Origin of the sequence: Nitrosomonas europaea (assembly GCF_900167395.1) — a bacterium.
Lineage (GTDB): Bacteria > Pseudomonadota > Gammaproteobacteria > Burkholderiales > Nitrosomonadaceae > Nitrosomonas > Nitrosomonas europaea.
The window spans coordinates 1-25,668 of the sequence record NZ_FUWK01000038.1 but is presented as its reverse complement, the minus strand read 5'-3'; the positions used below and the strand labels follow the sequence as shown (position 1 = coordinate 25,668).

Annotated in this window: 23 protein-coding genes; 13 read left to right on the top strand and 10 right to left on the bottom strand. The window is 48.7% G+C overall.

Annotated features, from left to right (window positions below; translation table 11 throughout):
* Window positions 1–301 (top strand): integrase core domain-containing protein (locus B5D58_RS10905; protein ID WP_143779578.1); only part of this gene is annotated, 301 nt, incomplete at its 5' end.
* Window positions 302–311: 10 nt separating this feature from the next.
* Window positions 312–1,778: a TonB-dependent receptor domain-containing protein gene (locus B5D58_RS10900; RefSeq protein ID WP_143023766.1), complete on the top strand. Its 1,467-nt coding sequence runs from the start codon at window positions 312–314 to the stop codon at window positions 1,776–1,778.
* A 147-nt stretch (window positions 1,779–1,925) separates the two neighbouring features.
* Here the strand turns inward: B5D58_RS10900 and yut are convergent, their stop codons facing one another.
* Window positions 1,926–2,897 (bottom strand): urea transporter, encoded by a 972-nt coding sequence (yut, locus tag B5D58_RS10895; protein ID WP_011111664.1) that lies wholly within the window; start codon window positions 2,895–2,897, stop codon window positions 1,926–1,928.
* Between the two features lie 586 nt (window positions 2,898–3,483).
* Here yut and B5D58_RS10890 point away from each other — a divergent pair.
* The 3 genes from B5D58_RS10890 (at window position 3,484) to lolD (ending at window position 6,491) form a co-directional block, all read left to right on the top strand.
* On the top strand, window positions 3,484–4,443 hold the full coding sequence (locus tag B5D58_RS10890) for a PEP-CTERM sorting domain-containing protein (protein WP_041356639.1): 960 nt from the start codon (window positions 3,484–3,486) through the stop codon (window positions 4,441–4,443).
* A 133-nt stretch (window positions 4,444–4,576) separates the two neighbouring features.
* The gene (locus B5D58_RS10885) at window positions 4,577–5,824 is read left to right on the top strand and encodes a lipoprotein-releasing ABC transporter permease subunit (protein ID WP_011111662.1); all 1,248 of its coding nucleotides are present in this window, start codon (window positions 4,577–4,579) and stop codon (window positions 5,822–5,824) included.
* Window positions 5,817–6,491 (top strand): lipoprotein-releasing ABC transporter ATP-binding protein LolD, encoded by a 675-nt coding sequence (lolD, locus tag B5D58_RS10880; RefSeq protein WP_011111661.1) that lies wholly within the window; start codon window positions 5,817–5,819, stop codon window positions 6,489–6,491. The genes B5D58_RS10885 and lolD overlap by 8 nt, the downstream gene beginning before the upstream one ends.
* Window positions 6,492–6,517: 26 nt before the next feature.
* Here the strand turns inward: lolD and B5D58_RS10875 are convergent, their stop codons facing one another.
* The 9 genes from B5D58_RS10875 to sdhC form a co-directional block, all read right to left on the bottom strand.
* Window positions 6,518–8,041 (bottom strand): alginate O-acetyltransferase AlgX-related protein, encoded by a 1,524-nt coding sequence (locus B5D58_RS10875; RefSeq protein WP_143023765.1) that lies wholly within the window; start codon window positions 8,039–8,041, stop codon window positions 6,518–6,520.
* 11 nt (window positions 8,042–8,052) lie between these two features.
* Window positions 8,053–9,552 (bottom strand): MBOAT family O-acyltransferase, encoded by a 1,500-nt coding sequence (locus tag B5D58_RS10870; RefSeq protein WP_011111659.1) that lies wholly within the window; start codon window positions 9,550–9,552, stop codon window positions 8,053–8,055.
* 132 nt (window positions 9,553–9,684) lie between these two features.
* Window positions 9,685–11,004, bottom strand: a complete 1,320-nt coding sequence (locus B5D58_RS10865) for a replication-associated recombination protein A (RefSeq protein WP_011111658.1) — start codon at window positions 11,002–11,004, stop codon at window positions 9,685–9,687.
* On the bottom strand, window positions 10,997–11,617 hold the full coding sequence (gene lolA, locus B5D58_RS10860) for an outer membrane lipoprotein periplasmic chaperone LolA (protein ID WP_011111657.1): 621 nt from the start codon (window positions 11,615–11,617) through the stop codon (window positions 10,997–10,999). Before lolA ends, B5D58_RS10865 begins: the two co-directional genes overlap by 8 nt.
* A 59-nt stretch (window positions 11,618–11,676) precedes the next feature.
* Window positions 11,677–13,980 (bottom strand): DNA translocase FtsK, encoded by a 2,304-nt coding sequence (locus B5D58_RS10855; RefSeq protein ID WP_011111656.1) that lies wholly within the window; start codon window positions 13,978–13,980, stop codon window positions 11,677–11,679.
* A gap of 222 nt (window positions 13,981–14,202) precedes the next feature.
* Window positions 14,203–15,159 (bottom strand): ankyrin repeat domain-containing protein, encoded by a 957-nt coding sequence (locus B5D58_RS10845; RefSeq protein WP_234989069.1) that lies wholly within the window; start codon window positions 15,157–15,159, stop codon window positions 14,203–14,205.
* A 99-nt stretch (window positions 15,160–15,258) separates the two neighbouring features.
* Window positions 15,259–17,022 (bottom strand): succinate dehydrogenase flavoprotein subunit, encoded by a 1,764-nt coding sequence (gene sdhA / locus B5D58_RS10840; RefSeq protein ID WP_011111653.1) that lies wholly within the window; start codon window positions 17,020–17,022, stop codon window positions 15,259–15,261.
* 1 nt (window position 17,023) lies between these two features.
* Window positions 17,024–17,377: a succinate dehydrogenase, hydrophobic membrane anchor protein gene (sdhD, locus tag B5D58_RS10835; RefSeq protein WP_011111652.1), complete on the bottom strand. Its 354-nt coding sequence runs from the start codon at window positions 17,375–17,377 to the stop codon at window positions 17,024–17,026.
* Window positions 17,371–17,763, bottom strand: a complete 393-nt coding sequence (sdhC, locus tag B5D58_RS10830) for a succinate dehydrogenase, cytochrome b556 subunit (RefSeq protein WP_011111651.1) — start codon at window positions 17,761–17,763, stop codon at window positions 17,371–17,373. The genes sdhD and sdhC overlap by 7 nt, the downstream gene beginning before the upstream one ends.
* Before the next feature lie 183 nt (window positions 17,764–17,946).
* Here sdhC and B5D58_RS10825 point away from each other — a divergent pair, with 183 nt between their 5' ends.
* The 8 genes from B5D58_RS10825 to B5D58_RS10790 form a co-directional block, all read left to right on the top strand.
* Complete coding sequence (locus tag B5D58_RS10825; protein WP_011111650.1) at window positions 17,947–19,641, top strand: CTP synthase; 1,695 nt, start codon at window positions 17,947–17,949, stop codon at window positions 19,639–19,641.
* A 440-nt stretch (window positions 19,642–20,081) separates the two neighbouring features.
* A complete protein-coding gene (gene eno / locus B5D58_RS10815) occupies window positions 20,082–21,368 on the top strand; it encodes a phosphopyruvate hydratase (RefSeq protein WP_011111649.1) in 1,287 nt (428 codons plus the stop codon).
* Window positions 21,365–21,646, top strand: a complete 282-nt coding sequence (gene ftsB, locus B5D58_RS10810; protein WP_011111648.1) for a cell division protein FtsB — start codon at window positions 21,365–21,367, stop codon at window positions 21,644–21,646. Before eno ends, ftsB begins: the two co-directional genes overlap by 4 nt.
* 71 nt (window positions 21,647–21,717) lie before the next feature.
* Entirely contained in the window at window positions 21,718–21,960 is a 243-nt protein-coding gene (locus B5D58_RS14325) for a PP0621 family protein (protein WP_011111647.1), read from the top strand.
* Window positions 21,961–22,262: 302 nt separating this feature from the next.
* A complete protein-coding gene (locus tag B5D58_RS10805; RefSeq protein ID WP_234989068.1) occupies window positions 22,263–22,733 on the top strand; it encodes an RNA polymerase sigma factor in 471 nt (156 codons plus the stop codon).
* Window positions 22,734–22,832: 99 nt separating this feature from the next.
* On the top strand, window positions 22,833–23,723 hold the full coding sequence (locus B5D58_RS10800; RefSeq protein ID WP_050731244.1) for a FecR family protein: 891 nt from the start codon (window positions 22,833–22,835) through the stop codon (window positions 23,721–23,723).
* Window positions 23,720–24,019, top strand: coding sequence for a FecR family protein (locus tag B5D58_RS10795; protein ID WP_041356630.1), 300 nt, complete (start codon window positions 23,720–23,722; stop codon window positions 24,017–24,019). Before B5D58_RS10800 ends, B5D58_RS10795 begins: the two co-directional genes overlap by 4 nt.
* A 106-nt stretch (window positions 24,020–24,125) precedes the next feature.
* Window positions 24,126–25,668 (top strand): TonB-dependent siderophore receptor (locus tag B5D58_RS10790; protein ID WP_234989067.1); only part of this gene is annotated, 1,543 nt, incomplete at its 3' end.

Below are 25,668 nucleotides of genomic sequence, written 5' to 3'. Positions count from 1 at the left end.
TGTCTGCCTGGAAAATGGTACGGAACATCGCCTGACCCAGCCAAATCACCCCTGGACCAATGGTCAAGTCGAACGCATGAACCGCACCCTCAAGGAAGCAACCGTCAAACGCTATCATTATGAAAATCATCAACAGTTGCGAGAGCATCTTTACAGCTTCCTGAATGCCTACAACTTCGCCAGGCGACTCAAAACCTTACGAGGACTCACACCTTACGAATACATCATCAAATGCTGGCAAAACGAACCTGAACGTTTTATCATCAATCCATACCATCACAAAGTGGGACTAAACAGTTAGCTACCTTGGATTGACTGATGCAGATTTTAGAGAAGACCAAAACCGTCGCTATGGACTCAGCGAGTTGGAGCGTATGAACCGTGGCCGTCGCTCAGCGAGCATACGGCATCAATTTGGCTTCAATGAAAATCATTCGCTGGATACAGCCGTTTATTGGACAGAAACATATCGTTACTATAATCGCCTGAACCAAATCAACGGGATCAATCTCGGTGGTATTAGCGATATTATTAATAATAATGGTGCTAATGCAGACTTACTGCGTGGCATTCTGCATGGAACACGGAATACCACGCATGCCAACGGTGTACGCTATGGAAATAATGATCAGAGATTTACCGTTAAGGGCGTACAAATACAATCACATAATCGTTTCAAAACAGGGCCGTTAGAACATCAGCTTCTCAGTGGAGTACGCTATAGCGAGGAAACACCGGAAAATGCCGTAAAAGGATTATCGAACGCTTTTTACCAGCAAGTGAACGGCAGCCTGGTTCATCAGCGAACTGACAGTGCGGTGCCGACAGAAGGCAAACTGAATGCGCTGTCTTTCTGGATTGGAGACAAAATTTCGTTAGGTAACTTAATGTTTTTTCCAGTTCTTCGCCATGAACGCATCGATAGCAAGGCAAATATTGCTGATAATGCAACACAAGCACAGATCGATTCACGGATGAGCAATAGCCTCAACAATACCAGGGTAGGTTTAGGGGTGAATTATGCTATCAATCAGCAATGGACGGCACTGACTGGCGTTCACCAGGGGTTTGCCCCTCCCGGTAACGGTGTGGGCAAAGGTACAAAAGGGGAGACAAGTACAAACTATGAAGCGGGTGTAAGGTTCCGCAACAACAGATTTTCTGCGGATGCGATTGGTTTCTACACTGACTTCAAGAACACTCTGCGTCAATGCCTTTTCGCTAATCCTTGTTCCAGTCCAGTTCCGGGAGGAGCACCAATTGTTGATGGTAGTACTCAACAGACCGGATCGAAGGAAGTTTATGGGGTTGAATTTAGTGGAACCGGTGATTTGTATCGCGGTAACTCCATAATCGTACCGGTACGTTTTTCCTATACCTATACTGATGGAAAATACACTGGCGGCTCCGATTTGCCGACAGGCGTTCGTGCAGGAGATGTTATTGAATATACCCCTAAACATGTTGCTTCATTTCAATTAGGCGTGGAAGGTAGTACAGGACATGGTGACTGGAATACTTTTGCTGTGTTGAGCTATATTGATGGCTCCTATACGACTAGCAGCGCTCGTCGACCGGGTGTGGACAATACCTATCTCAAAACCCAAGGGTTGTTCGTTGTAGACTTGGTAGCCTCATATCCGCTAAGTAGGTGGGCTGATATGTACTTTCGCGCAGATAACATCTTCAACGAGCAGAAGATTACCCATCGCGGAGCCGACGGTGCACGTGGAAATGCGCCGCGTTGGTTAAGTGCTGGTTTGAAACTGAAATTTTGATCAGCTTAAGCGTACTAATACTCAAGTAATATCATCAATAATTGCGGAAGGATGTTGCTTGAGTATTTAATATGATGGACTGGTCGGACATCCTGTCTAGTAAAGGGAGTTACAGGCTCAGCCGGATTATTTTTGAAGTGTAACTCCTCACTTTCCCTGATTGAGATATTCCCAATATTTTGATCTGCTTGCAGCGAGCAGAAATACCCACATTACCAGTACGAAAGGAAAAGTAAGTACAGGCAGGCCGAGTGGTGTCAGAAAACCAGTCAGGCCGGCCTGACATATGACCGTAAAAATACCTGCCAGAAAAGCCAGTCCCATACTTCTGCCGGAAGGTTTGAGAAACGCCCACCCTACTGCCATCATAGCCAGTACAGGATTGAACGCATATAGTCCCATTTCAATAAGACTTTTGTCCATGCCCAGAAGAACGGGTATCACGATACCGACAATAGCACCAGCCAATGCCATAGCTGCGCCCCGCAACGAATGGATGGCGATACCGGCCAGAAACAGGATGCCCACGACAACACTGTCCGCAAACATGACTTCACTGATTCCTTTGGCAGCAGCCATATACCCTATTTCTACCGGTATCATGGAAATATTCGCAGCTTCTACCGGAATACCAGCTGTCGGCAAAAGTGGTCCCCGTGAAAAGCTGTCAAAAGCATACACTGCTGCCATGAACATCCAGCAGGTCAGGATGAATGGCGCAGTTGAGGCAGGAATGTCGCAGGGTTGCAGGATTCTCATCAATGCTGCCAGTACGATAGTTGACAATATCGAGGCAAGTACGACATATAACCAGAGCTGAGGGGAGTTTTCCAGGAACAGAAACAGGCAGGGGCCTACCAGCGTTCCGTTGAAACCATACAGCCCCGCATCAATATCCTTTTCCGGAAATCCGAGCAAATGAGCAGCAATCGTACTGCTGAAGACACCTGCAGTTGCAGCCAGCCCGGCAGTCACTCCTCCAATATACAGGGCCATTAAAAAAATCAGGCCGGTTACTGCATTACAGCAAAAGAATACCTGCCCCACTCCTCTCAGAATAATACGAAGCGGTTTGGGTATTGTCCTGTCGACAGATAAAGACCAGTCTATGATAACCACCGTTGAGATTTTATAAAATTATCTATTCGGATAAATTTTGCATTATCAATGAAGTTACCTTCCAGATTTCTGGATTTCTGATTTTTTTACACTATCTATAAACCTGTATTCAGGCTGATTCATCTGGTTTCGCCTGTTTGTACTCTGGGTTCTTCAGAAATTGGTTTGGGACTATCTACCGAAAATACCCAGATCATGCCGCAATTAAATATCTGACATTCAGATGTGTTTAGCCGAGCTGCAAACATTGATTGAGGAAACTAATCTTGCGGCGGCTTGTTTCAGTCACGCTTATCACATAACGCATATATCGGCGCCAATTGTTTCAAATCAGCAATTTGAATCTGCCTGAATCATTGTCAGCTTCTTTTACAGAATGCCTGTATTGATAGATATCGTCTGATTGTTATTCGTTACAAATCATATGGATATAGGTAGTGGCATAAGAGTTGCTTAACTAATGGGGAGTTAATGGCTTTTCCATATTGCCGAGATGGCAGCAAAGGTAAATCCAGGCACGACATTGACACGAAAATGCTCCATTCGTGTTTATCTTCGCTCATTATATTTTTACGGAAGCTCTGACATGAAGAAAACGACAACCAGAATAGTGTATGCAGGAATGTTTCTGACTGCCGCACTGGTCCTCGGACAGAAAATGTTCATGGAGAATCGAGTTGTCGATGACGGCCGGGTTCATACCCGCGCTGGTTCTGCGGGCAGCGTCATCACTGGTGGTCACGGCAGGAATATGTCGAGTGTTGAAGACAGTGTAAAAATTGCCGGCATCCATGGCGGCATTGGTGATTTTTCTGTCGATGGCGATAGCATCCTTTTTACCAGTGAAGATTCCGTCTACGAATATGAAGATCAATCCGGCGAGGGTGGTTACGGTAATGCTACCCATAGCGCTGGAGACAGTGAAAAGATTACAGGTAGTCATGGTCGCAACGGCAATAATCCTATTCATACCGGCTCGGGCAGCGGTACTGTTAACCGTCCGGCAGGTTCAACTCCAGGAAATACCGGTCGTTCGTATGCGGATGGAAATGGAAACGGTGCAAGGGGTAATAGTATAGGCGGTCTTGGTGGAGGAGGTGGTGGGGGCGGTAATGGCGCGAGAGGTAAAGATGACAATACTGATAAAGACCCTGCTAACAATGCTCCTGGCATGAATACTGGTGCAAACCCGGATCGGGAAGAGACCCGTGCTGACGAAGATAAAAGTGATCCAGATCGCGGCGGTAAGCCCGATGGAGATGATCCTGATAATGATAAGGCGGCCGGTCCTGCAGGCAATCCACCCGATAAGGGAATTCCGCCGGAATATTTTGATGCTCCTCCCGGTAAAGAACTGAATGATCCCTTCCAGCCGCCGATTCCCGCTGAAGAAGTCGGTGGCCGGGATTATGAAGAAGCAGGAGAAGGGGCAGGAGCATCTGGAGATCCTGGAGCCAGAGCTATTCCCGAGCCCGTCAGCAGTCTGCTGATCGGGTTAGGCAGTGTGATGCTGCTATGGTCACGACGTCGGGGCAGTCGCAGCTGATTATCAGCAACGTACCAGAACCCAGATAACGGCAGATATGTATCAGGCATATCTGCTCCGGTCAATGGCATAAACCAGTCCGGAAGATGTGGCATACTCCATCCTTTGCTCTATTCCGGGGAGATGTTTTTTCGTGGCCAGTTATGAGTTCCTGATCGGGTTGCGTTACACGCGCGCCAAGCGTCGCAATCATTTTATTTCCTTTATTTCGCTGATTTCGCTGCTGGGGATGACGTTGGGCATGACGGCGCTGATTACGGTCATGTCGGTCATGAATGGTTTCCACAAGGAAGTGCGTGCACGCATTCTCGGCGTGGCTTCACATGCACAGATCAGCAGTTATCAGGGGAGTCTGTACGATTGGGAGCAGATCAGGGAAGCGGCCATCCAGAATCCGCAGATTGCGGCAGCTGCTCCTTACATCGATGCCCAGGGGATGCTTTCACACGACAATATGGTGCGCGGGGTAATGGTGCGGGGTATTTTGCCGGCAGATGAAAACAGAGTAGCTGATTTTGCCGGAAAAATGGTGGAAGGCAGTCTGGATCGACTCGCACCGGGAGAATTCGGCATCATCATCGGCCAGGAACTGGCACGCAATCTGAATGCATTTCCAGGTAACAAAATCGTGCTGATTTCCCCGCAGGGACAGATTACACCGGCCGGAATACTGCCTCGTCTGAAGCAATTTACGGTCACGGGTATTTTCGATGTCGGGCACTTTGAATACGACTCCGGGCTGGCGTTGATCCATCTGGCAGATGCACAAAAACTTTACCGCATGGCGCCCAATCAGGTTTCCGGCATCCGGCTCAAATTGCACGATATGTTCAAAGCACCGCAGGTGATCCAGGATCTGGCCAGGGTATTGCCTGCTGACCTGTATTTCACCGACTGGACACAGCAGCACGCTAACTATTTTCGGGCTATCCAGATCGAGAAACGCATGCTTTCGCTGATTCTTGCATTGATCATCGCGGTTGCAGCATTCAACATCGTTTCCACACTGGTGATGGCAGTGACCGATAAACAGTCGGATATCGCGATTTTGCGCACGCTGGGGGCAAGTTCCGGCAGCATCATGAAAATTTTTATCATACAGGGGGCATTGATCGGCATACTGGGGACGCTGCTGGGGTTGCTGGGCGGTGTGCTGCTGGCCTATAACGTCGGTGATGTCATTGCATTCATCGAGCATCTGCTCAGTACCCAGTTTTTGTCGCAGGAGGTTTACTACATCAGCAAGATTCCTTCCGATCCGCAATTGGCCGATATTGTGACGGTTGCGGTCGTGTCTCTGATTCTGACATTGCTGGCCACACTCTATCCCAGCTACCGTGCGTCGAAAGTCAATCCGGCCGAGGCATTACGCTATGAGTAAAATCATCATTGCCTGTCGGGATCTGTATAAGAGTTATTTCCAGGGTAATCTCGAAGTTCCGGTGCTGCACGGTATCGATCTGCAAGTGAATGAAGGTGAAATGGTCGCGATTGTCGGTGCTTCCGGTTCGGGCAAGAGTACATTGCTGCATGTGCTGGGGGGACTGGATAAGCCGACGCGCGGGGAAGTTACGCTGCTGGACAGGGAGTTGTCCACCATTAGTGAAGCGGAGCGTGGCTCATTGCGCAATCATGCATTGGGTTTCGTCTACCAGTTTCATCATTTGTTGCCTGAATTCAGTGCCCAGGAAAATGTTGCTATGCCGCTGTTCATTCGCCGTATGAATAAAAAAGCCGCAATGGAACAGGCAGCTGCCATGCTGCAACGGGTGGGCCTGGGGCACCGGCTTACGCATACTCCCGGTGAATTATCCGGAGGTGAACGTCAGCGGGCTGCGGTTGCGCGCGCACTGGTGACCCGGCCAGCCTGTGTACTAGCCGACGAGCCGACCGGTAATCTCGACCGGCATACTGCCGAAGCGGTATTCGATCTCATGCTGGAACTCAATCACGAGGCCAATGCGGGGCTGGTAATCGTTACCCACGATACTCAACTGGCCAGCCGTGCAGATCGGGTATTACATTTGGTGGATGGTATGCTTCAGTAGGTGTCACATCCCCTTTGATCATTAACTCATTCCACCCCAAAAATCGGGTTGCCCAGTTTAAAATGAACACAAGAGTCCTGAGTATCAATATCAACTCGAACTCTGGTGATGGACTTGGCAGAATCCCATTTTGGCAGTGTGTGAAGATCAATTAAATTTTCTCCAGTCCGAAATAAAAACCTTGCACTATGTTCCTCATCAAAATAAGGTTGCTTATCAACCAGCCAGAAAAGCTGTAAGGGCACTGATTGTGACCCATCAGCACAGCTCAAACTAATACTGAGATAATCTACCTCTTTAGGCTTAATTATTTCTGATACCGTAAAATCAAAGAAAGGGTCATTTCCAATAATCTGGAACTCATTAGTCGTTGTACCCTGTAATAAATGATTTAATCCAACAGCTGTCGTAGTCTGAATTGGTTTAAATTTACTTCCTAACGGAACAAGAACTGGAGGAGGGTACGAGGCAAACCACGGACTTCTTGAGGCACGTTCAACCACTGTAAAAAAAACATAGTCTGGCTCCCATTCCTCGACTAACTGGACAAACTTTCCACCCGGCTTCATCGCTTCAGCCCAATGCAATTGAAGTACTTCACTAAATGTTGCAGCCATAAAAGGCGACATTACAGTACCAAAAGAATCTCTTAGCCAAAGTACCTTTTTCTGATTAAGAGCACCACAAGATTGAACCAGAAGCGGCTTATTTGGGGCATTAACTTGGGGGTTTCCTCCTTGTCGAAGTATAAACCCAGTGTCATAGTCCAATTGCGTAGTTTCCACTGCTAAACTTGATATGTAAGTTACAGGCTCTAAATCAGGAAGATAAGTTGTAAGCCTGAGAAAATTTGCCAAATCGCCTCCAACACGAGAATCAACTCGATTGAGTTTATAGATTTTTTGTGGCGGCCATTGAATCTCTGGAACAACCTTACCCACCTGCTGCGCAAAGGCCTGAAAAGCAATTCCTGCCCCCAAAGCATTCCAGTGTGTATCCGTCTTATAATATAAAGCCACGGAGTGGCTTGCTTTGCTCTTCAATAAAATACTTCTAAAGTCAACATAATGAATTGTATTTGCTCCGACAAGTAAGGCATCAGTAGCATTAGGTATGGATGGCTTGGCCCAAATTGGCAAATTCTCAGGATAAATAGTCCCTTTATTGGGGCCGATCATAATTCTAAAAAGTTTTACCCCTTTACTCGAAAGATATCTGTTCCAAGATTCTATAGCGCTTCCGATTTCCTGACCGGAAACATAGTCTGCTGCAGATGGAGGACGGCGATCTATTGTTCGAGTTTCTTCATATAGATCTCCCAAGAAAAGCCAATCATCGCGACCAATTATTACTTGATTTGAATCTGTACTTATACCAACCGGATAAAGAAGTAGTGCTGCCCATCTTGATATGAAATCCATGTTATACAGGAAGGATTTCTCTCCCCATTTGATGGTTTCGCGACTTGGGGCAGTAAAAATGTTGGTTGCGGGAACAGCCAGAAGACTTAATAAAACTACAGACAAAAAAATAAATGTATTACGTTTCACGATCCGTACAATCAAAAATTGAAGTAAAGAAATACCGAGCTAGTCGCGGCCAGCATGAAGTACATCGCTGTTACAGAAAGAACAATACTAAAAGCAAGCTCCCTCATTCCAATGGTTTCGCTCACCATTTCCACCGAATTCTTTTGAGGAATCAGCATGAATGTGGCGAAGATTGCCAGATAAATGGGAAATTGTCCGATAAAGCTTGCGGGCATAAACTTCAATAAAATGTCAGATAACCAACCTCCCCAAGCCAAGTCTGCTACTGGAATTACAACTGCGGTATGGCCTAACACGGAAGAAAAATCAACCATTCCACGCAGTACACGAAATGCATCATCTAAAGTCTTGGCACGAAAAAATACCCAAGCAACATTTACAAATGTAAAAGTCAAAATCCACGCCAGAGCGGAATGTAATGGATATTTAAGTAGTTTCCAGAATCGATGAATAACAAGAGCACAACCATGCATAGCACCCCATATTACAAACATCCAGGTCGCACCGTGCCATAAACCTCCCAGAACGAATGTAATGAAAATATTAAGATAAGTGCGATATTTCCCGCATCGATTTCCACCCAAAGGAATATATAGATAATCTCGAAGAAAATTACTGAGTGTAATATGCCAACGTCGCCAGAAATCCTGTATATCTAAGGCTTTATAAGGAGAATTAAAGTTTATCGGCAGCCATATATTGAATAGTAACGAGGCGCCAATCGCCATGTCACAATACCCGCTAAAATCAAAATAAAGCTGGAAAGTGTAGGATAAGCTCGTTGCCCATGCAGTAAAAAAATCGAGTGGCTGACCACCATCAAACCCTGCAGTCGCCCAGATAGCAAAGCTATCTGCAATAACAACCTTTTTGAAAAGTCCAATTGAAAAAATGAATAAACCTTTCAAAATATTCGAATATCTACGTATTAAAGTCCACTGTGAAGAAAATTGCGGCATGATTTGCCGGTGATGGACAATTGGCCCGGCGATAAGATGTGGGAAAAAGGTTACAAATAGTGAGTAATTCAGCAAATCATACTCGGCTGTCTCACCTTTATAACTATCTACCAAATAAACAATTTGCGTAAATGTAAAGAAGCTAATCGCTAAAGGAAGAGTGATTTGTGGCAGCTCTAAATCTGTTCCAAAAATTAAATTAACGTTACCAAGCAAGAAATCAGTATATTTGTAATACCCAAGTAATAGGAGGTTGGCAGTTATTCCCGTAGCAAGCACAACTTTCCTATTGATCCTATGGCGTATTTTTTGCTCCCGATGTAGAGATTGCTCATGCGCTTGAGCAAGACCTGTCCCGATCGCAAAATTTAGAAAAATCGATACCAGAATTAAAGGTAAATACTTAATATTCCAATAAGCATAGAAAAACAGGCTCGCAACAACTAACCAGACTTTTCCGGCAATAACCAAGCGCTTGTAATTAAGCCAGAAATAGACGAAAAAAGAAAACGGCAAAAAAACAAGAATAAATTGCCATGAGCTAAAAATCATTTGTGGTCAAGCTGATCAAAAAATGGAGCTATTTTATAATTTATGAAAAGAGGCACGTCATATTTTCACTCTCACCATCATCAGGGATTGAACAAATAGGTTTACTACAGATCTTCTGGAAATACTGTTGTGTCAGTTCCGTTTTTTTCCTGTTTTCTCGTCAAGTGAGCGTAAATAGGCAAGTTTCTCCCCTATTTTGGCTTCCAGGCCGTGGGTGGTAGGTCGGTAGAACTGAACGGCAAGGATGTTATCCGGAAAATAATTTTCCCCGGCAGCGTAGGATTCCGATTCGTCATGCGCGTAACGATAAGCGGCACCATGCCCCATTTCGCGCATCAGTCTGGTGGGTGCATTGCGCAGATGGATAGGGACCGGACGGGAGATATCTTCCTTTATGAAGGCTCGTGCCTGTTTGTAGGCAACATAGGCAGCATTGCTTTTCGGTGCGCAGGCCAGATAAAGCGTAGCTTGGGCCAGTGCCAGTTCGCCTTCAGGGCTGCCCAGCCGTTCAAATACCTCACAGGCATTCAGCGCGAGTGTCAGTGCACGTGGATCGGCCAGCCCGATATCCTCAGTAGCGGTGCGAACCAGTCTTCTGCCAATGTAACGTGGGTCGGCGCCGCCATCGAGCATGCGGCACAGCCAGTAAAGAGCTGCATCGGGAGAAGAGCCGCGAATGGATTTGTGCAGAGCTGAAATCTGGTCATAAAAGGCATCGCCACCTTTGTCAAACCGGCGCACGTTACGTGCCAGCACTCTGCTCAAATAATCGGCATCGATCTTTATGATTTCTTCGGTTTCGGCAGCATTTTGCACCTGTTCCAGCAGATTCAGCAGGCGACGTGCATCTCCGTCTGCAAATCCGATCAGTAATTCAATGGCAGTATTTTCAAATTCCAAATCCAGCATCGCAATGCTGCGAGCACGCTCGAACAACTGATGCAGCTCCTGATCAGTCAGGGCTTTCAGTGCATATACCTGAGCGCGGGACAGCAGCGCACCGTTGACTTCAAATGAAGGATTTTCGGTAGTGGCGCCAATAAAGGTGATCAATCCCTGTTCCACATGAGGCAGAAAGGCATCCTGTTGTGCCTTGTTGAAACGGTGGACTTCATCTACGAACAGCAGTGTCGCCCTGCCCGTGCGCTGCAGTGTAATCTGGGCACGCTCGATTGCTTCCCGGATATCCTTCACGCCCGACAATACGGCGGAAATAGCGATGAATTCGGCATCGAATGCATGTGCCATGAGCCGTGCCAGTGTGGTCTTGCCACTGCCCGGCGGCCCCCAGAGAATCATGGAATGGGGTTTGCCGGACTCGAAGGCCAGCCGTAAAGGTTTGCCCGGGCCCAGCAGGTGAGATTGGCCGACGACATCATCCAGCGTCCGCGGGCGTAAACGTTCTGCCAGCGGAGCAGCCGGATTCCGGATCGTATGAGGAGAATCAGTCACGAATCACATCCACTCCTTCCGGTGGCGTAAACTGGAACAGATCGGGTGTGAGTGTCGGGTTTTGTTCGATTTCGGAAAAAATCAGCCACGTTACCTGATCGAAGCTGTCGCGCAAAACCATCTCACGTAAAATGCCTGTTTTTGAAAATCCCAGCCGGATCAGCTCAAACGAGTTTTCCTGATTCTTGGGAATCGCTTCCAGCCATTCTGTTTCTCCCTGTACGTCGATTTCCTGCAGGTTAAAGTCGCGTTCAATGGTATTGCCCCCTGCGAGCAGCGCTGCCGGAGTGCTGCCCAAAGCCTGATCGAGCCGATGTACCGTGACCTGAGCAAGATCCTGATCATAAAACCATACCTGTTTACCATCGCCGACGATCAGCTGTTGATAAGGCTGATCGTATGTCCAGCGGAATTTGCCAGGGCGTTCGAACATCATGCTGCCACTGGCTTTTCTGATAACCTGGAAGTTCTTATCCAGCAACGTTTGGGAAAAATTGGCCTGGAAAGTCAGTGCCTTATTGACAAAGGTTTTAAGACTTTTAACGGCACTTGCCTTGACCGGTACAGGTAACAGGCAGACTGACAACACGAGAACGAACAGTAAACGGGTCATGATGAATTATCTGATTGAGTTGATTGATCGGGTACGAGCGGCATAAAGCCGGATACGGTTCATTCGTTCCGGTCGGGAGTCAATACTTCCCGGTTGCCATTGCTTTGCATGCTGGAAACGAGGCCGGCGCGTTCCATTTCTTCGATCAGCCGGGCAGCACGGTTATAGCCGATGCGCAACTGGCGCTGTACCAGCGAAATCGAAGCACGGCGGGATTTGATCACAATGCTGACTGCTTCGTCATAGAGTGGATCTGATTCTCCGCCAGCAGGTTTGCCGGATTCGCCACCATTTTCATCAGACAGGGCGCCTTCTTCACCCGCCTGAAGTATTTCCTCGATGTAATGTGCTTCACCATGCTGTTTGAGATATTCCACCACTTTATGAACTTCGTGATCCGCCACGAATGCACCATGTACACGCTGGGGATAGCCGCTGCCAGGCGGGAGATACAGCATGTCACCCTGACCAAGCAGGGCTTCCGCACCCATCTGATCGAGAATTGTACGTGAATCGATCTTGCTGGAAACCTGGAAGGCGATCCGTGTCGGAATATTGGCTTTGATCAGTCCGGTAATCACGTCCACCGACGGACGTTGTGTGGCAAGCAGCAGATGAATACCGGCAGCTCGCGCTTTCTGGGCAAGCCGTGCAATCAGTTTCTCGACTTTCTTGCCCACGATCATCATCAGATCGGCCAGTTCATCGATCACCACTACGATCAGCGGCATTTCCTCCAGTAATTCGGGAGAGCCGGGTACTGGATTGAGCGGGTTGGTCAAGGGCTCTTCATTTTTTACCGCTTCGCGTACTTTCTGATTATAGCCAGCCAGATTGCGTACACCCAGTGCCGACATCAGCTTGTAGCGTCGCTCCATTTCCGCTACGCACCAGTTGAGGGCACTGGCGGCATCGCGCATGTCGGTGACGACGGGGGTCAGTAAATGGGGAATGCCATCATAGACCGATAATTCCAGCATTTTCGGATCGATCAGAATCAGACGAACATTATCTGGAGATGCTTTATAGACCAGGCTCAGGATGATGGCGTTGATTGCCACGGACTTACCGGAACCGGTCGTGCCAGCAACCAGGGCATGCGGCATTTTGGCAAGATCGGATACTACGGGGCGGCCGCTGATATCCTTGCCGAGCGCGATTGTCAGGGGAGAGGGATGATTCGCATACACTCCGGATGCAAGAATTTCATGCAGGCGAACAGTCTGGCGATTCGGATTGGGAATTTCCAGCCCCATTACCGTTTTACCCGGTATCGTTTCTACTACACGGATACTGGCGACTGTCAAAGCACGGGCCAGATCCCTGACCAGGTTGACGATCTGATTACCTTTGACGCCAACCGCGGGCTCGATTTCATAACGGGTGATGACGGGTCCGGGATAGGCTGCCACGACCTTCACTTCCACTCCAAATTCCTGCAGTTTGCGTTCGATCAGCCGGGAAGTAAATTCCAGTGTATCGCTGGACAACATTTCGACATTATTCTGCGGTTCATCCAGCAAATGAAGAGGGGGAATAATCCCGTCAGGCGAATTGGAAAACTGTGGTGTCTGTTTTTCTCTGTTGCTGCGCGTGGATCTGGGAGGGGTGGTTTCGGGCATTTCGATATGCAGCGGAACCAGTGGAAAAGGTTGCTTTCCGATTTCTTCAATACGAACTTCCCGTTCAGAGGATGGTAATGTGCTATTACGACGATTCAGCCACCCCATGCATATATCCCTGACAGCGAAACAGATTTCCTCGATGCCCCCCCCGATTTTTTCAGACAGACGTACCCAGGATAATCCGGAGAACAAGCTGAATCCGATGGCGAAAATAATGACCATGGCCAAGGTTGCGCCGGTAAAACCGAGCAGAGAGGAGAGTTGTTTGCTGAGTATCTCACCCAGCAGGCCACCGGGTGCAAGCGGAAGTGAGATGCGCAGTGTATGAAAACGCAGTGCTTCGATTCCGCTGCTGGCCACCAGCAAAGTGATAAACCCGGTAAAAGACAGCATGAGTACACGCGGGTCGAATACGCTGGCAATATCGATGCGGCGATAGCCCCACCAAACGGTTGCAAAGAAAAATACGACCCACCACCATGCTGAGATGCCGAAAAAATACAGCATCAGATCTGCCAGCCACGCTCCTGCACTACCTCCCGCATTGCTGACCTGCCGTAACGTTCCACTATGCGACCAGCCTGGATCGGTACGATCGAAGCTGATCAGAATCAGTGCAAGATACAGCGCTATTCCGCTCAGAACCAGGGAAACCGCTTCACGCAATAATCGGCTGGTTCTGGGAGGAAGGGGATTACTGGCGACTTTTTTCGCCATGGGTTTATCGGCAAAACTCATGTGTACATCTTCAGCTTCAAAATAATGGCTGGTGCATAGAATGTCGCCATATTTTTCATTTTACGCGCGGAAAAAAGAATCACGCCACTGTGAAAACGATTTGCTGAATGTTTCGACAGCGGCGCCAGTGTAGGTGATGCTTTTATTTTGTCATTTCCCGGTATTTCACCTGATCCCGGAAACCGGAGCAGGTTTCTTTTCGATTCCGGGAAAGTTGCAAATTCAACTTTTTGCGGCTTTGAGTAATTCAATGATGGCAGGAAGCTTGGCAATATCCAGCGCGGTTTTACCACTAGTATTTTTGAGCTTGGTGTCAGCCCCTTTTTCCAGCAGCAATTTGACTGTATCGATATTTTCATTCAATACTGCTGACATGAGCGCAGTCATCCCATCCTTGTTTTGAAAATCGATGTGAACCCCTTTTTCCAGCAGTACTTCGATAACCGGATTCTGGCCATTCTGTGCTGACAGAATCAGTGCGGTAAAATCGTTGGTGGCTTTCAGATCCGGCTGAGCGCCATGTGCCAGTAATTTCCGGACGATCGACAAATGGCCGGACAGGGATGCCAGAATCAGTGCAGAAGCACCATTGGCATCCTGCAGATCGACGCTGGCACCTTTTGCCAGCAGCATATCGATGATATCAGCATAGTCGTTCGTTGCTGCCATGTGTAAGGCTGTGGCCTTGGCATTGTTCTGCAGATCCGGCTGGGCCTGATGTTCAAGCAATGACCTGACTATACCGGTATTACCTTTAGCCGCAGCTAGCATGAGGGGTGCCAGTCCATTTTTATCCTGCAGGTTCGGATTTGCTCCCTTTGCCAGCAGCAAATCGACAATTTCCTGATGGCCGTTTTTACTGGCCAGCAGCAAAGGCGTCCCCCCCTGGACATTCGCCAGATCGACGGTAGCTTTTCGATTCAGCAGCAGCTTGACGACTTCCTTGTGGCCGGTTTGTGCTGCTACCGATAAAGCAGTAAAACCTTCAGGGGACTGCAGATCCGTTTGGATCCCTTCATTCAGCATGTTCTCTACTCCCGAGGTATCCCCCGTCAAAGCAGCCTTGAGAAAATCTGCATCCTTGTCGGCATCAGCATGAGCGAACGGGATTTGCAGCAGAAAAAATAAAGCGGTAACACCTGCCAGGCAGGATTGTTTCAATCGGACAGGGAATGACATGTTTTCCGTTAGTTTCATTTAAAAATAAAGTTTTATAAGAAATCAGAGTTTCGTTTCATCGATGGATAAATCCAAGAGCTGCGCCAGATACCGGATTGCTCAATAGGTTCTCGCTTTGGGAGGGAATGATTCCACGGTCAGTGGTTTCAGACGTACGGGCTTGTAATCCAGGCGCTGGTCTTTGCTGAAAAACAGGGAATGCCTGAGCCATTTCTGATCGTCCCGTTCGGGAAAATCGTCGCGAGTATGTGCCCCCCGGCTTTCATGGCGTGCTTCTGCTGCAATCATGGTGGCGATTGCCACTTCAATCAGATTGTCCAGTTCCAGCGCTTCGACTCTAGCGGTGTTGAATACTCTGCTTTTGTCGCAAATTTCAGTATGCCTGACCCGTTCAGCAACTTCGCCAATTTTTTCCACCCCTTCTTTCAGCACATCCGGAAAGCGGAAGACGCCGCAATGTGTCTGCATGGTTTTACGTAAAGCTTCGCTGGTTGCAGCAACATTTTCTCCATCCTTCTGGGTTTCCAGGCGGTCAAGCCGTGTCAGCGTCTGTTCGGCTGCATCCGGTGGCAGTGGTTTGTGGTGATTGTTTCTGGTCAGATCCTTGATGATCTGGTTACCGGCAGCACGTCCGAATACGACGATATCCAGCAGTGAATTTGTGCCAAGGCGATTGGCGCCATGCACAGAGACACAGGCGCATTCTCCAACGGCGTAAAGCCCCGGTACGACTTCATCAGGACTGGTCTTATAAGGCGCGACCACCTGCCCGTGATAATTGGCAGGAATGCCACCCATCATGTAATGGGCAGTCGGGACAACCGGAATGGGATCTACGAGGGGATCGACATGCGCAAACTTGAGCGCGATTTCCCGGATGCCGGGCAGTTTCGACGTAATCGTTTCTGCACTCAGATGATCCAGCTTCAGCAGCAGGTGATCTTCTTTCGGTCCGCATCCCCGCCCTTGCCTGATCTCCGTGATCAAGGCACGGGAGACGACATCACGGCTGGCGAGATCTCTGGCATGGGGTGCATAACGTTCCATGAAACGTTCGCCTTCAGCATTTACCAGATAACCTCCTTCTCCCCGCACTGCTTCGCTGATGAGTATGCCAGCACCATACACGCCTGTCGGATGAAACTGCCAGAATTCCATGTCTTCCAGCGGAATACCTGCACGCGCAACCATACCCAGGCCATCGCCCGTATTGATGAAAGCGTTGGTACTCGCTTCAAAAATACGACCGGCACCGCCTGTTGCCAATAGTGTTGCACGCGCCTGCAGAATCATGATTTCACCGGTTTCCATTTCCAGGGCGGTGATCCCCAGTACTTCACCTTCATGATCACGAATCAGGTCGAGTCCCAGCCATTCCACAAAAAACTGGGTATTGGCACTGACATTACGCTGATACAGGGTATGCAGCATCGCATGGCCGGTACGATCGGCGACAGCGCAGGAACGACTGGCCTGCTCTCCGCCAAAATTCAGGGATTGCCCGCCAAACGGACGTTGATAAATCTTGCCGTTTTCCAGCCGGTCGAATGGCATGCCGAAATGCTCCAGTTCATACACGACTTCAGCAGCATGGCGGCACATGAATTCGATTGCATCCTGATCGCCAAGGTAGTCCGAACCCTTGACGGTATCATACATATGCCAGCGCCAGTCATCTTCGGTTACATTACCCAGCGAGGCTGCAATCCCTCCCTGTGCCGCTACGGTATGTGAGCGGGTGGGAAATACTTTGGATAGAACGGCAACCTTGAACCCGGCTTCGGACAACTGCAGTGCAGCACGCATACCTGCCCCGCCTGCACCGACGATGACTACATCAAATTTCCTTTGCTTAACTTTCACGTCAGCCCCACAGAATATCCAGGAACCATATCAGGTAACCCAGTAATGCAACGATACATGTTATTTGCAGTGTCAGGCGGACAGGCATCGGATGGACATAATCCATCAGGACATTACGTACACCTACCCAAGCGTGCCAACATAAGCCGGCAAAAAAAAGTAACGAAGCAATTTTCATCCACTGAATGGAGAATAATGCTTTGAACTCTTCATGGCTTTCCGGTTGATAAACTGTTATGAGTATGATCAGCAACCCGGTATAGGCTGCCATCAGAACAGCAGTGATACGCTGCACCAACCAGTCTTTCAGACCGTAATGCGCTCCGGTTACGACACGATGAACCGGTTTTACCATAACCATATTCCTGTCAGTGCTGTTAAAATTGCGCCGAAAACCAGTACCAGTTTGCTGCTCAGACGAGCCTGCTCCAATTGCATGCCGTAATGCAGGTCGAGCATTAAATGACGGATACCGGCAAGCAGATGATGTATAAAAAACCACGTTGCCAGCAGCAAAAACAGTTTACATAACGGATGGGCCAGATTGGACTGCAGGCTGGCGAAGGTTTCAGGGGATTGCAGCAGCATTTGCAGCCCGTAGAGGAATAACGGGATTCCTGGAAGAAAAAGCAGTACACCGCTGATGCGATGCAGGATGGAAACGATAGCAGGGAGAGGTTGCCTGATTTTCAGCAGATTCAGATATTTAGGGCGTCGTTTCGCCGGATACCGCGCTTCCATAAAATAACCAATCAGACCGGGTAAGTTTATCGATGGGTGGATAACCCAACAGTCACTCCATTTTTCTAGTTTAATCCGTTCTATGCCGGCAGACAACTTGACCTGCCACCAAGCGATCATTCTTTGCCAGTACGCCGATGTCTACATTGTTTCGATATATCAATTACGTTAATATAGCCCCCCATGACTAAATTTGTCTTTGTGACTGGCGGCGTAGTATCTTCCCTGGGTAAGGGGATTGCTGCGGCCTCTCTGGCAGCATTGTTGGAAACACGTGGCATCAGGGTAACCATACTCAAACTGGATCCTTATATCAATGTCGATCCGGGGACCATGAATCCATTTCAGCATGGTGAAGTGTTCGTAACAGACGATGGTGCTGAAACTGACCTGGATCTGGGTCATTATGAGCGTTTCATCAGCACCAAAATGACCCGGCAAAACAATTTCACCACCGGGCAGATTTATGAAAGTGTAATTCGCAAGGAGCGTCGCGGGGATTATCTGGGGGGAACTGTACAGGTGATTCCGCATATTACTGATGAAATCAAGCTGTTCATCCGTAATGGCGTTTCCGATGCACAAGTTGCAATCGTGGAAATCGGCGGTACGGTGGGTGATATCGAATCCTTGCCGTTTCTGGAAGCAATCCGGCAAATGTCAGTCCAGCTTCCTCATCATGATACCTGTTTCATCCATTTGACACTGTTGCCTTACATCAGCTCGGCTGGCGAGCTGAAAACCAAACCTACTCAACATTCGGTCAAGGAACTTCGTGAAATCGGTATTCAGCCGGATGTACTGCTTTGTCGTTCCGATCGTCCGCTTCCGTTGGAAGAGCGGCGAAAAATCGCGTTATTTACCAACGTTCGTGAAGAATCTGTCATTTCTGCGATCGATGTAGACAATATCTACAAAATCCCGGCGTTGTTACATGAACAAATGCTGGATGAAATCGTGTGCCACAGGCTGGATATCCTGGCCAGGCCGGCTAATCTGACAGTCTGGAAAAAACTGGTTCACGCGCTCGAACACCCCGAACATGAAGTTTCCATCGCACTGGTAGGGAAATATGTCGATCTGACGGAATCTTACAAATCGCTGTCAGAGGCATTGATCCATGCCGGTATTCACACACGCTGCAAAATCAATATCCACTATATCGATTCAGAAAATATCGAGCAGCATGGAACCGGCTGCCTGACAAACATGGATGCCATTCTGGTACCCGGGGGATTTGGCAAACGTGGGGTGGAAGGCAAAATCATGGCAATCAGTTATGCCCGTAACCACCGGATTCCTTATCTCGGTATATGCCTGGGGATGCAACTCGCAGTCATTGAATTTTCCCGTAATCGTCTGCAACTTGAAAACGCGCACAGCACGGAATTCGATCCGGATACACCTTACCCGGTATTGGGGCTGATTACCGAATGGCGTGATCGCTGCGGTCGTGTCGAGAAACGCTCCGCTCAGACGGATCTGGGAGGAACCATGCGGCTGGGAGGGCAGGAGTGCTTGCTGAAACCACATACCCTGGCACACAAAATCTATGGGGCGGACAAGGTCATCGAGCGCCACCGGCACCGTTATGAAGTCAACGCCGAGTTTATTCCTCAACTGGAACAGGCCGGTATGCATATAAGCGGTTTATCTGCTGAAGGTGATCTCTGTGAGATGATTGAGCTGCCTCAATCTGAACATCCGTGGTTCGTCGCTTGCCAATTCCATCCGGAGTTTACCTCCACTCCCCGAAATGGTCATCCTCTCTTCAAAAGCTACATACAGGCCGCTATCAGCTTTGCCGGTCAGTCCGATCGTACAAAGTTGCACAGTCGCAATGTACAGGAAAGTGTTACAACAGACAGCTCGAACTGATTGTCGAAAGGAATGGTTTTTATGCAGATGTTTAGGAAACCTCTGAAAGATGTCGACGAGGCAGTCAGTTCAAGGCAAAAATCTGCGAAAAAGCGGAGTTTATACGTAATAAATGAGCATTTTAAGCCTATTTTTAACGCAGAAATGGCAACGCAGGTAGTTTTTCAGAGGTTTCTTAGGTGAACTATATCGTTTCTGGCAGAGGGTCAGTATCAACCGATCAGCTTTATTCCTCGATCGAATGAGACAGCCCATCTCTGGTAAAAGCAGGATGAGTTAAATAAACACAGTTATTTCGCTATTTTGTGAAATTTTCGATAACTGTGAAGCGTACATAATAAAAGTATCTGATAAGTGAAGTGATCATAGAGCAGCGGTACGGTCAGTCAGCAGGTTTTACAGTTTTTTTCCATCACCCCCAATAACACAAGGAAAGCAGCATGAGTGCAATCGTAGATGTAATCGCCCGTGAAATTATCGACTCTCGTGGTAACCCAACCATAGAAGCCGATGTATTGCTGGAATCGGGCGTGCTTGGGCGCGCTTCAGTGCCATCTGGCGCATCTGTCGGCACACGCGAAGCCGTTGAGCTGCGCGATGGAGATGCACAGCGCTACTATGGAAAAGGGGTATTGAAGGCAGTTGAAAGCGTCAATGGTGAAATTTCTGAAACGATCATGGGGCTGGATGCCATGGAGCAGTGTTTCATTGATAAGACCCTGATCGAGCTTGACGGCAGTGAAAACAAATCCAGACTGGGTGCCAATGCCATACTCGCCGTTTCGCTTGCAGTGGCCAAAGCAGCAGCAGAAGAATCCGGTCTCCCCCTTTATCGCTATCTGGGAGGAATCAATGCCAAGTGGTTGCCTGTACCGATGATGAATCTGGTTAATGGCGGCGTGCACGCAAACAACCGTCTGGATATGCAGGAATTCATGATTATACCGCTGGGCTTGCCAAACCTGCGTGAGGCCGTGCGTTGTGGCGCAGAGGTATTCAGCACACTCAGAACGTTGCTCAACAAAAGAAATCTGCCCACGACAGTGGGTGATGAAGGCGGGTTTGCTCCCAGCTTTGCTCGCAACGAAGAGGCACTGGCTCTGATCGTGCAGGCCATAGATGAAGCAGGTTATCAACCCGGCTCCGAGGTGGCGATCGGAGTGGATTGCGCCAGTTCCGAATTTTTCCGGGAGGGAAAATATCATCTCGATGTAGACGGACTCGGTCTTACCTCGGCTCAGTTTGTAGATTATCTTGCCACCTGGGTGGAGAAATATCCGATCATCAGTATCGAAGATGGCATGAGTGAACAAGATTGGGAGGGCTGGGGACTGTTGACGGAAAGGCTGGGTAAAACAGTTCAGCTGGTTGGTGATGATGTGTTTGTCACCAATACCCGAATTCTTAAAGAGGGTATCAGTCGCAATATTGCCAATTCCATTCTGATCAAGATCAATCAGATTGGTACGCTTACCGAGACACTGAACGCAATCGAAATGGCAAAGTGTGCGGGCTATACCGCCATAGTTTCCCATCGTTCCGGCGAAACTGAGGATACGACCATTGCTGACATAGCAGTTGCCACCAATGCCTTGCAGATCAAAACAGGTTCACTCTCGCGTTCGGATCGACTGGCCAAGTACAATCAATTGTTGCGTATCGAGGAAGATCTGGGCGAGATGGCGCAATATGCCGGAAGATCGGCATTCTACCAGTTGAAGCCATGAAAATCGTAGCCGGACTGCTGGTTCTCCTGATCGGGCTGGCGCAATACCCGTTGTGGTTCGGCAAGGGAAGCTGGCTGGCAATCCTGGAAATGCATGAACAGATTGCTGCATTGCAGGAGGCCAACCAGCGCCTTCAGAACAGGAATACTGTTCTGGAAGCGGAAGTCAATAACCTGAAAAAAGGGTTCGATGCGATCGAGGAGCTTGCGAGGAGTGAGCTGGGAATGATACGCAAGAATGAGCTGTTTTTTCGCGTAGTGGAATATGAAAATAAATAGCACTGCGCTGTGTGTCATGATATGACGCATTTCGCAGATTCTTTCCGGGTAAATGCAGCAAGCGGAGGGATATGGTAATCAAGTGGATACTACTGATCACGCTGGTTTTCCTGATTTTTTGGTTTTTTAAGCAATTCCGGCAAATACAGAGAAAGCCACCTGATACCACCCGGAAAGTAATCGAGGATATGGTTCGTTGCGCCTATTGTGATGTGCATTTACCAAAAAGTGAAAGCATCGTTGAACATGGCCGATACTTCTGTTGCACGAAGCACCGGCAGTTATATTCACAATCCCAGCCCGACGATAAATGAGACCTGCTCCAGGATTCCTGGTTGATAATCGTCTATCAAATTTATGTCAGCGTACGTACCGTTAATAAACGGTATTCTCGGCCTGACCATACCCCACAAAATTGACTGTTTTGTAATACATTTGTCTTGAATCAGACGCGTGCCAGCCATTGCTCCTGCATAGCCAACCATACCGGATATTGAACAGGTTCTGGCAAGGAATCGGTTTCTCCAGGAAAACAACAATACGGAAAAGGTACCCATGGCGGCCCATTACTATCATGAGCTACTGAAATACTTTGCACGGGTAATGCAGGATTATGATGCTGCTGCCGACATCGTGCAGGAAGCATACGCGCTTACTGGCTCTCCAGCAGGCCGGGCAGCATATAACCGAATCACGCGCTTTACTCTATCGTATTGCGCGTAATCTGGTCATCGACCGTTATCGCCGTGGCCAGGTACAAGGCTGGACCACAGATAATCACTCACTGGAAAATTTTCCTGCACAACGTGCCTGTGAACCGGATGCACTGGTTGCATCATCCCAGGTTTTACAAGCGGTACTGACTACTATCGATGCATTGCCATTGCGTTGTCGTGAAGCTTTCATCCTGCATCGTTTCGATGGACTCAGCCATTCCGAAGTAGCAGAACATATGGGAATTTCGCGTAAGGCGGTTGAGCAGCATATCCAGCATGCCATGCAGGTGATCCGACGTTGTCGCATGCAAATGGAAGGAGATACTGATACCTCTGGCTCCTGTCTTGCAACGCAGAAAAAACGGGTGTGATTAAAACCAGTATTGATATCGACAGGAAGAATCTGCTTGTCTGCTGGCTTGGGTGACAGCCCGTTACAGCATCTATGGCAGTAGGTCCGAAGTCATGCTATGAACAACGAATCCATTCCCTCGAATATATCAGATTCACCGGATGATCATCTCGATCGTGAAGCACTGAGCTGGCTGGTATGCCGCCACTCGGGACTCAGTACTGAGGAAGAAGAGCGCTTTCAAACGTGGCTCGCAGGTGATCCCGCCCGGAGAACAGCATTCGCCCGCTGGCAGGCAGAATGGGATGTTTTGGATGATTTACCGGCAGATGGGCTTGATATCCTGCGCAAAAACCTCGCTGACGACAAACGAGCCATGGAGAAAGTGCACGTCGAGCGTTCGGTCGGTTCTGCTATAGGCAGACATGACACTCGCTGGAACTGGATGCCTAAAATAGCCATGGTCACTGCGGTGTTTATGATCAGCCTGGCAGGTTGGCAGGGATGGGACTACTGGCAGCAACAGCCCGTTTTCATACAGAGCCTGAATACCTTGCGCGGTCAGCAGATCAGCGCGACATTGCCTGATGGCAGCCAGTTGCGGCTCGATACGGCGACATCTGCTGACATAACCTATTTTCGGCAGCGGCGTGAAGTGCGCTTACCGGAAGGCAATATCGTTTTTCAGGTCAGCAGCGACTCCGAGCGCCCGTTCGATGTATTGGCCGGGCCTCTGCGCATTACTGTCGTGGGGACAAGTTTTTCCGTACGCTATACACCGAATGTGCCAGGTGCAGAAGATGTGCGAGTGGCGGTTGAGGAAGGTCGAGTCAGAGTGGCTTTGCATAATGTCGCAATCAAGGGCAAAGCAGCTGAATCGTCTCATGCTGATGCAGTTCCTCGTATCGAACCCCTGAAAACGTCGCAATCAAGGGCAAAGCAGCTGAATCGTCTCATGTCGTATCGAAGGATAGCTATGCGGTCGAGCTCACTGCAGGTCAGCAAGTGACAGCCAGTGCAGAAGGTGTATTGGGACCGGTTGGCGCAGTATCAGTGGCTGGTATCGCGCCCTGGCGGGAAGGCCGCGTCAGCTTCCATGACATACCACTTGCTCATGTGCTTGCCGAGTTCGAGCGTTATGGGCCTTCCCGTTTCCTGATTCGCGATCCGGCCGTGGCAGCTTTGCGCTTGACAGGAACTTTCAACCCACGGTATCTGGATAATTTCGCGCGAGTATTACCGCAGATCTTGCCCGTTCGATTACACGAGAACGCGGGTATGACAGAAATCATTTCCTCGCAATAACAAATCGTTGCAATATTTTTTTCCTGAGAGCTAGGGTTTCGTGCTCGTTGTGCGTCTTCTCCTGATGAGAAATATTCTCATTCATATCTCAGGGAGAAAAATCAAAATGTTGCATAAAGTACTGTGGTATTTGTTTTCGCGCTCGATCCCATTGGCATTGGCCGTACTGCTGATGACAGGAATAACTCCAATTGCATGGAGCCAATCTGCGCTTTCCCCCGTATGGGCTATGCAGGTATCTATCAATATCCCCAGCCAGTCTCTGGCGCAGGCACTCAACGAGTGGGCTCAGCAAACACGACTTGAGCTGATCGTACAACCCGCCCTGGTTACCGGCAAAACTGCGCCTGCCCTATCAGGCAATATGACACCTCGTCAGGCACTGGATCGTTTATTGGCGGGAAGTGGGCTGGTGGCAACGATGGATGGTTCGACTGTCATGATCAAAACAACTGCAGCAGCAGGTACGCAGCAATTGCCTGAAATGCTTGTGCGTGCCGATTCCCTGAAACAAGGTACAGCGGAAGAAGGCTATCGGGTCAGTAATATCAGTGGGATTGGTCTCTGGGGCGAACGTAGCCTGCGAGACACACCCTATTCGATGAGTGTCGTCCCTTCCGATCTGATCGAAAACGTCAATGCCCAGAACATGGGCCAGATCTTCAAAATGAACCCCTTGACCCAGGAACCGGTCATCCAAAACTTCACCGGTGTACCTTTCGTCGTCATACGGGGTTTTCAAACACTTAATCCTATTTATGATGGCATACCCCTTGCTCTTGGGAACGGCTCCGCCGTATCTGTCATCGAAATCGATCGAGTTGAAATTCTCAGCGGGACCTCAGGCTTTCTCTATGGTGGTGGCAGAGTGGGTGGAGCCGTAAATTATGTCACCAAAAATTCTACCAATATCCCACTCAGGAGACTAACATTCGGTAATTACGGTGGAACCCAGTTTTATGGCCATGCTGATATCGGCGGGAAATTCGATGAGCGAGGCCGTTTCGGTTATCGGGCTAATCTGCTCTATCAGGGAGGGGATACTGCCATCGGTGAGCCGGTCAACCAGAAAGTTGCCAACATTGTGCTGGATGGACATCTCACTGATACCCTCTATGCTGATATCAAATATACCTATAACGACTACAGCAAAGAAGCGACACAACCTTGGTTTGATATGGTAGAAAGAGTCTCTATCGATACCAGTAAACGCTACTCTCCCAAATGGACATCCAATGATATAGAAAGCCATAAAGCCTATACCAGCCTGCGCTGGGATCCGAGTAAGTATTTCACCCTCAGAAGTGCTTTTTTCTATCAGGATACCCGGATGAGAGTCAATCAAATATCTTTAAATCAGCAGGTGGACAGGACCTTTATTCCCGTCAGAATATCAAACTCACCTTGGGAAAAGCATGAAAATTATGGAGGATATATTTACCTGGATACTCGCTTCTCAACCTTTGCTGTCGACCACAAATTGACGCTTGGCTATTCTTCTACTCTTTATGATTACTTTGTGCGTGGTAACGGCCCTGTTTCCCGATCTGGCACAAGCCTTTCACTGGATGAACTCAAGAATTTACCGGAGCCAGACTGGGGAGCATCTTTCGGAAACGAACCACTGTCATCTGTCTGGGTTGACCGAT

Excerpts from the sequence above, each read along its gene's own strand:
- B5D58_RS10805 (WP_234989068.1), top strand. The coding sequence starts at position 22,263 with ATGCTGCTGCCGACATCGTGCAGGAAGCATACGCGCTTACTGGCTCTC.
- B5D58_RS14325 (WP_011111647.1), top strand. The coding sequence starts at position 21,718 with ATGGTAATCAAGTGGATACTACTGATCACGCTGGTTTTCCTGATTTTT.
- B5D58_RS10855 (WP_011111656.1), bottom strand. The coding sequence starts at position 13,980 with ATGAGTTTTGCCGATAAACCCATGGCGAAAAAAGTCGCCAGTAATCCC.
- B5D58_RS10825 (WP_011111650.1), top strand. The coding sequence starts at position 17,947 with ATGACTAAATTTGTCTTTGTGACTGGCGGCGTAGTATCTTCCCTGGGT.
- B5D58_RS10800 (WP_050731244.1), top strand. The coding sequence starts at position 22,833 with ATGAACAACGAATCCATTCCCTCGAATATATCAGATTCACCGGATGAT.
- eno (WP_011111649.1), top strand. The coding sequence starts at position 20,082 with ATGAGTGCAATCGTAGATGTAATCGCCCGTGAAATTATCGACTCTCGT.
- B5D58_RS10845 (WP_234989069.1), bottom strand. The coding sequence starts at position 15,159 with ATGTCATTCCCTGTCCGATTGAAACAATCCTGCCTGGCAGGTGTTACC.
- lolD (WP_011111661.1), top strand. The coding sequence starts at position 5,817 with ATGAGTAAAATCATCATTGCCTGTCGGGATCTGTATAAGAGTTATTTC.
- ftsB (WP_011111648.1), top strand. The coding sequence starts at position 21,365 with ATGAAAATCGTAGCCGGACTGCTGGTTCTCCTGATCGGGCTGGCGCAA.
- B5D58_RS10870 (WP_011111659.1), bottom strand. The coding sequence starts at position 9,552 with ATGATTTTTAGCTCATGGCAATTTATTCTTGTTTTTTTGCCGTTTTCT.
- lolA (WP_011111657.1), bottom strand. The coding sequence starts at position 11,617 with ATGACCCGTTTACTGTTCGTTCTCGTGTTGTCAGTCTGCCTGTTACCT.
- sdhC (WP_011111651.1), bottom strand. The coding sequence starts at position 17,763 with ATGGAAGCGCGGTATCCGGCGAAACGACGCCCTAAATATCTGAATCTG.
- sdhD (WP_011111652.1), bottom strand. The coding sequence starts at position 17,377 with ATGGTAAAACCGGTTCATCGTGTCGTAACCGGAGCGCATTACGGTCTG.
- B5D58_RS10890 (WP_041356639.1), top strand. The coding sequence starts at position 3,484 with ATGAAGAAAACGACAACCAGAATAGTGTATGCAGGAATGTTTCTGACT.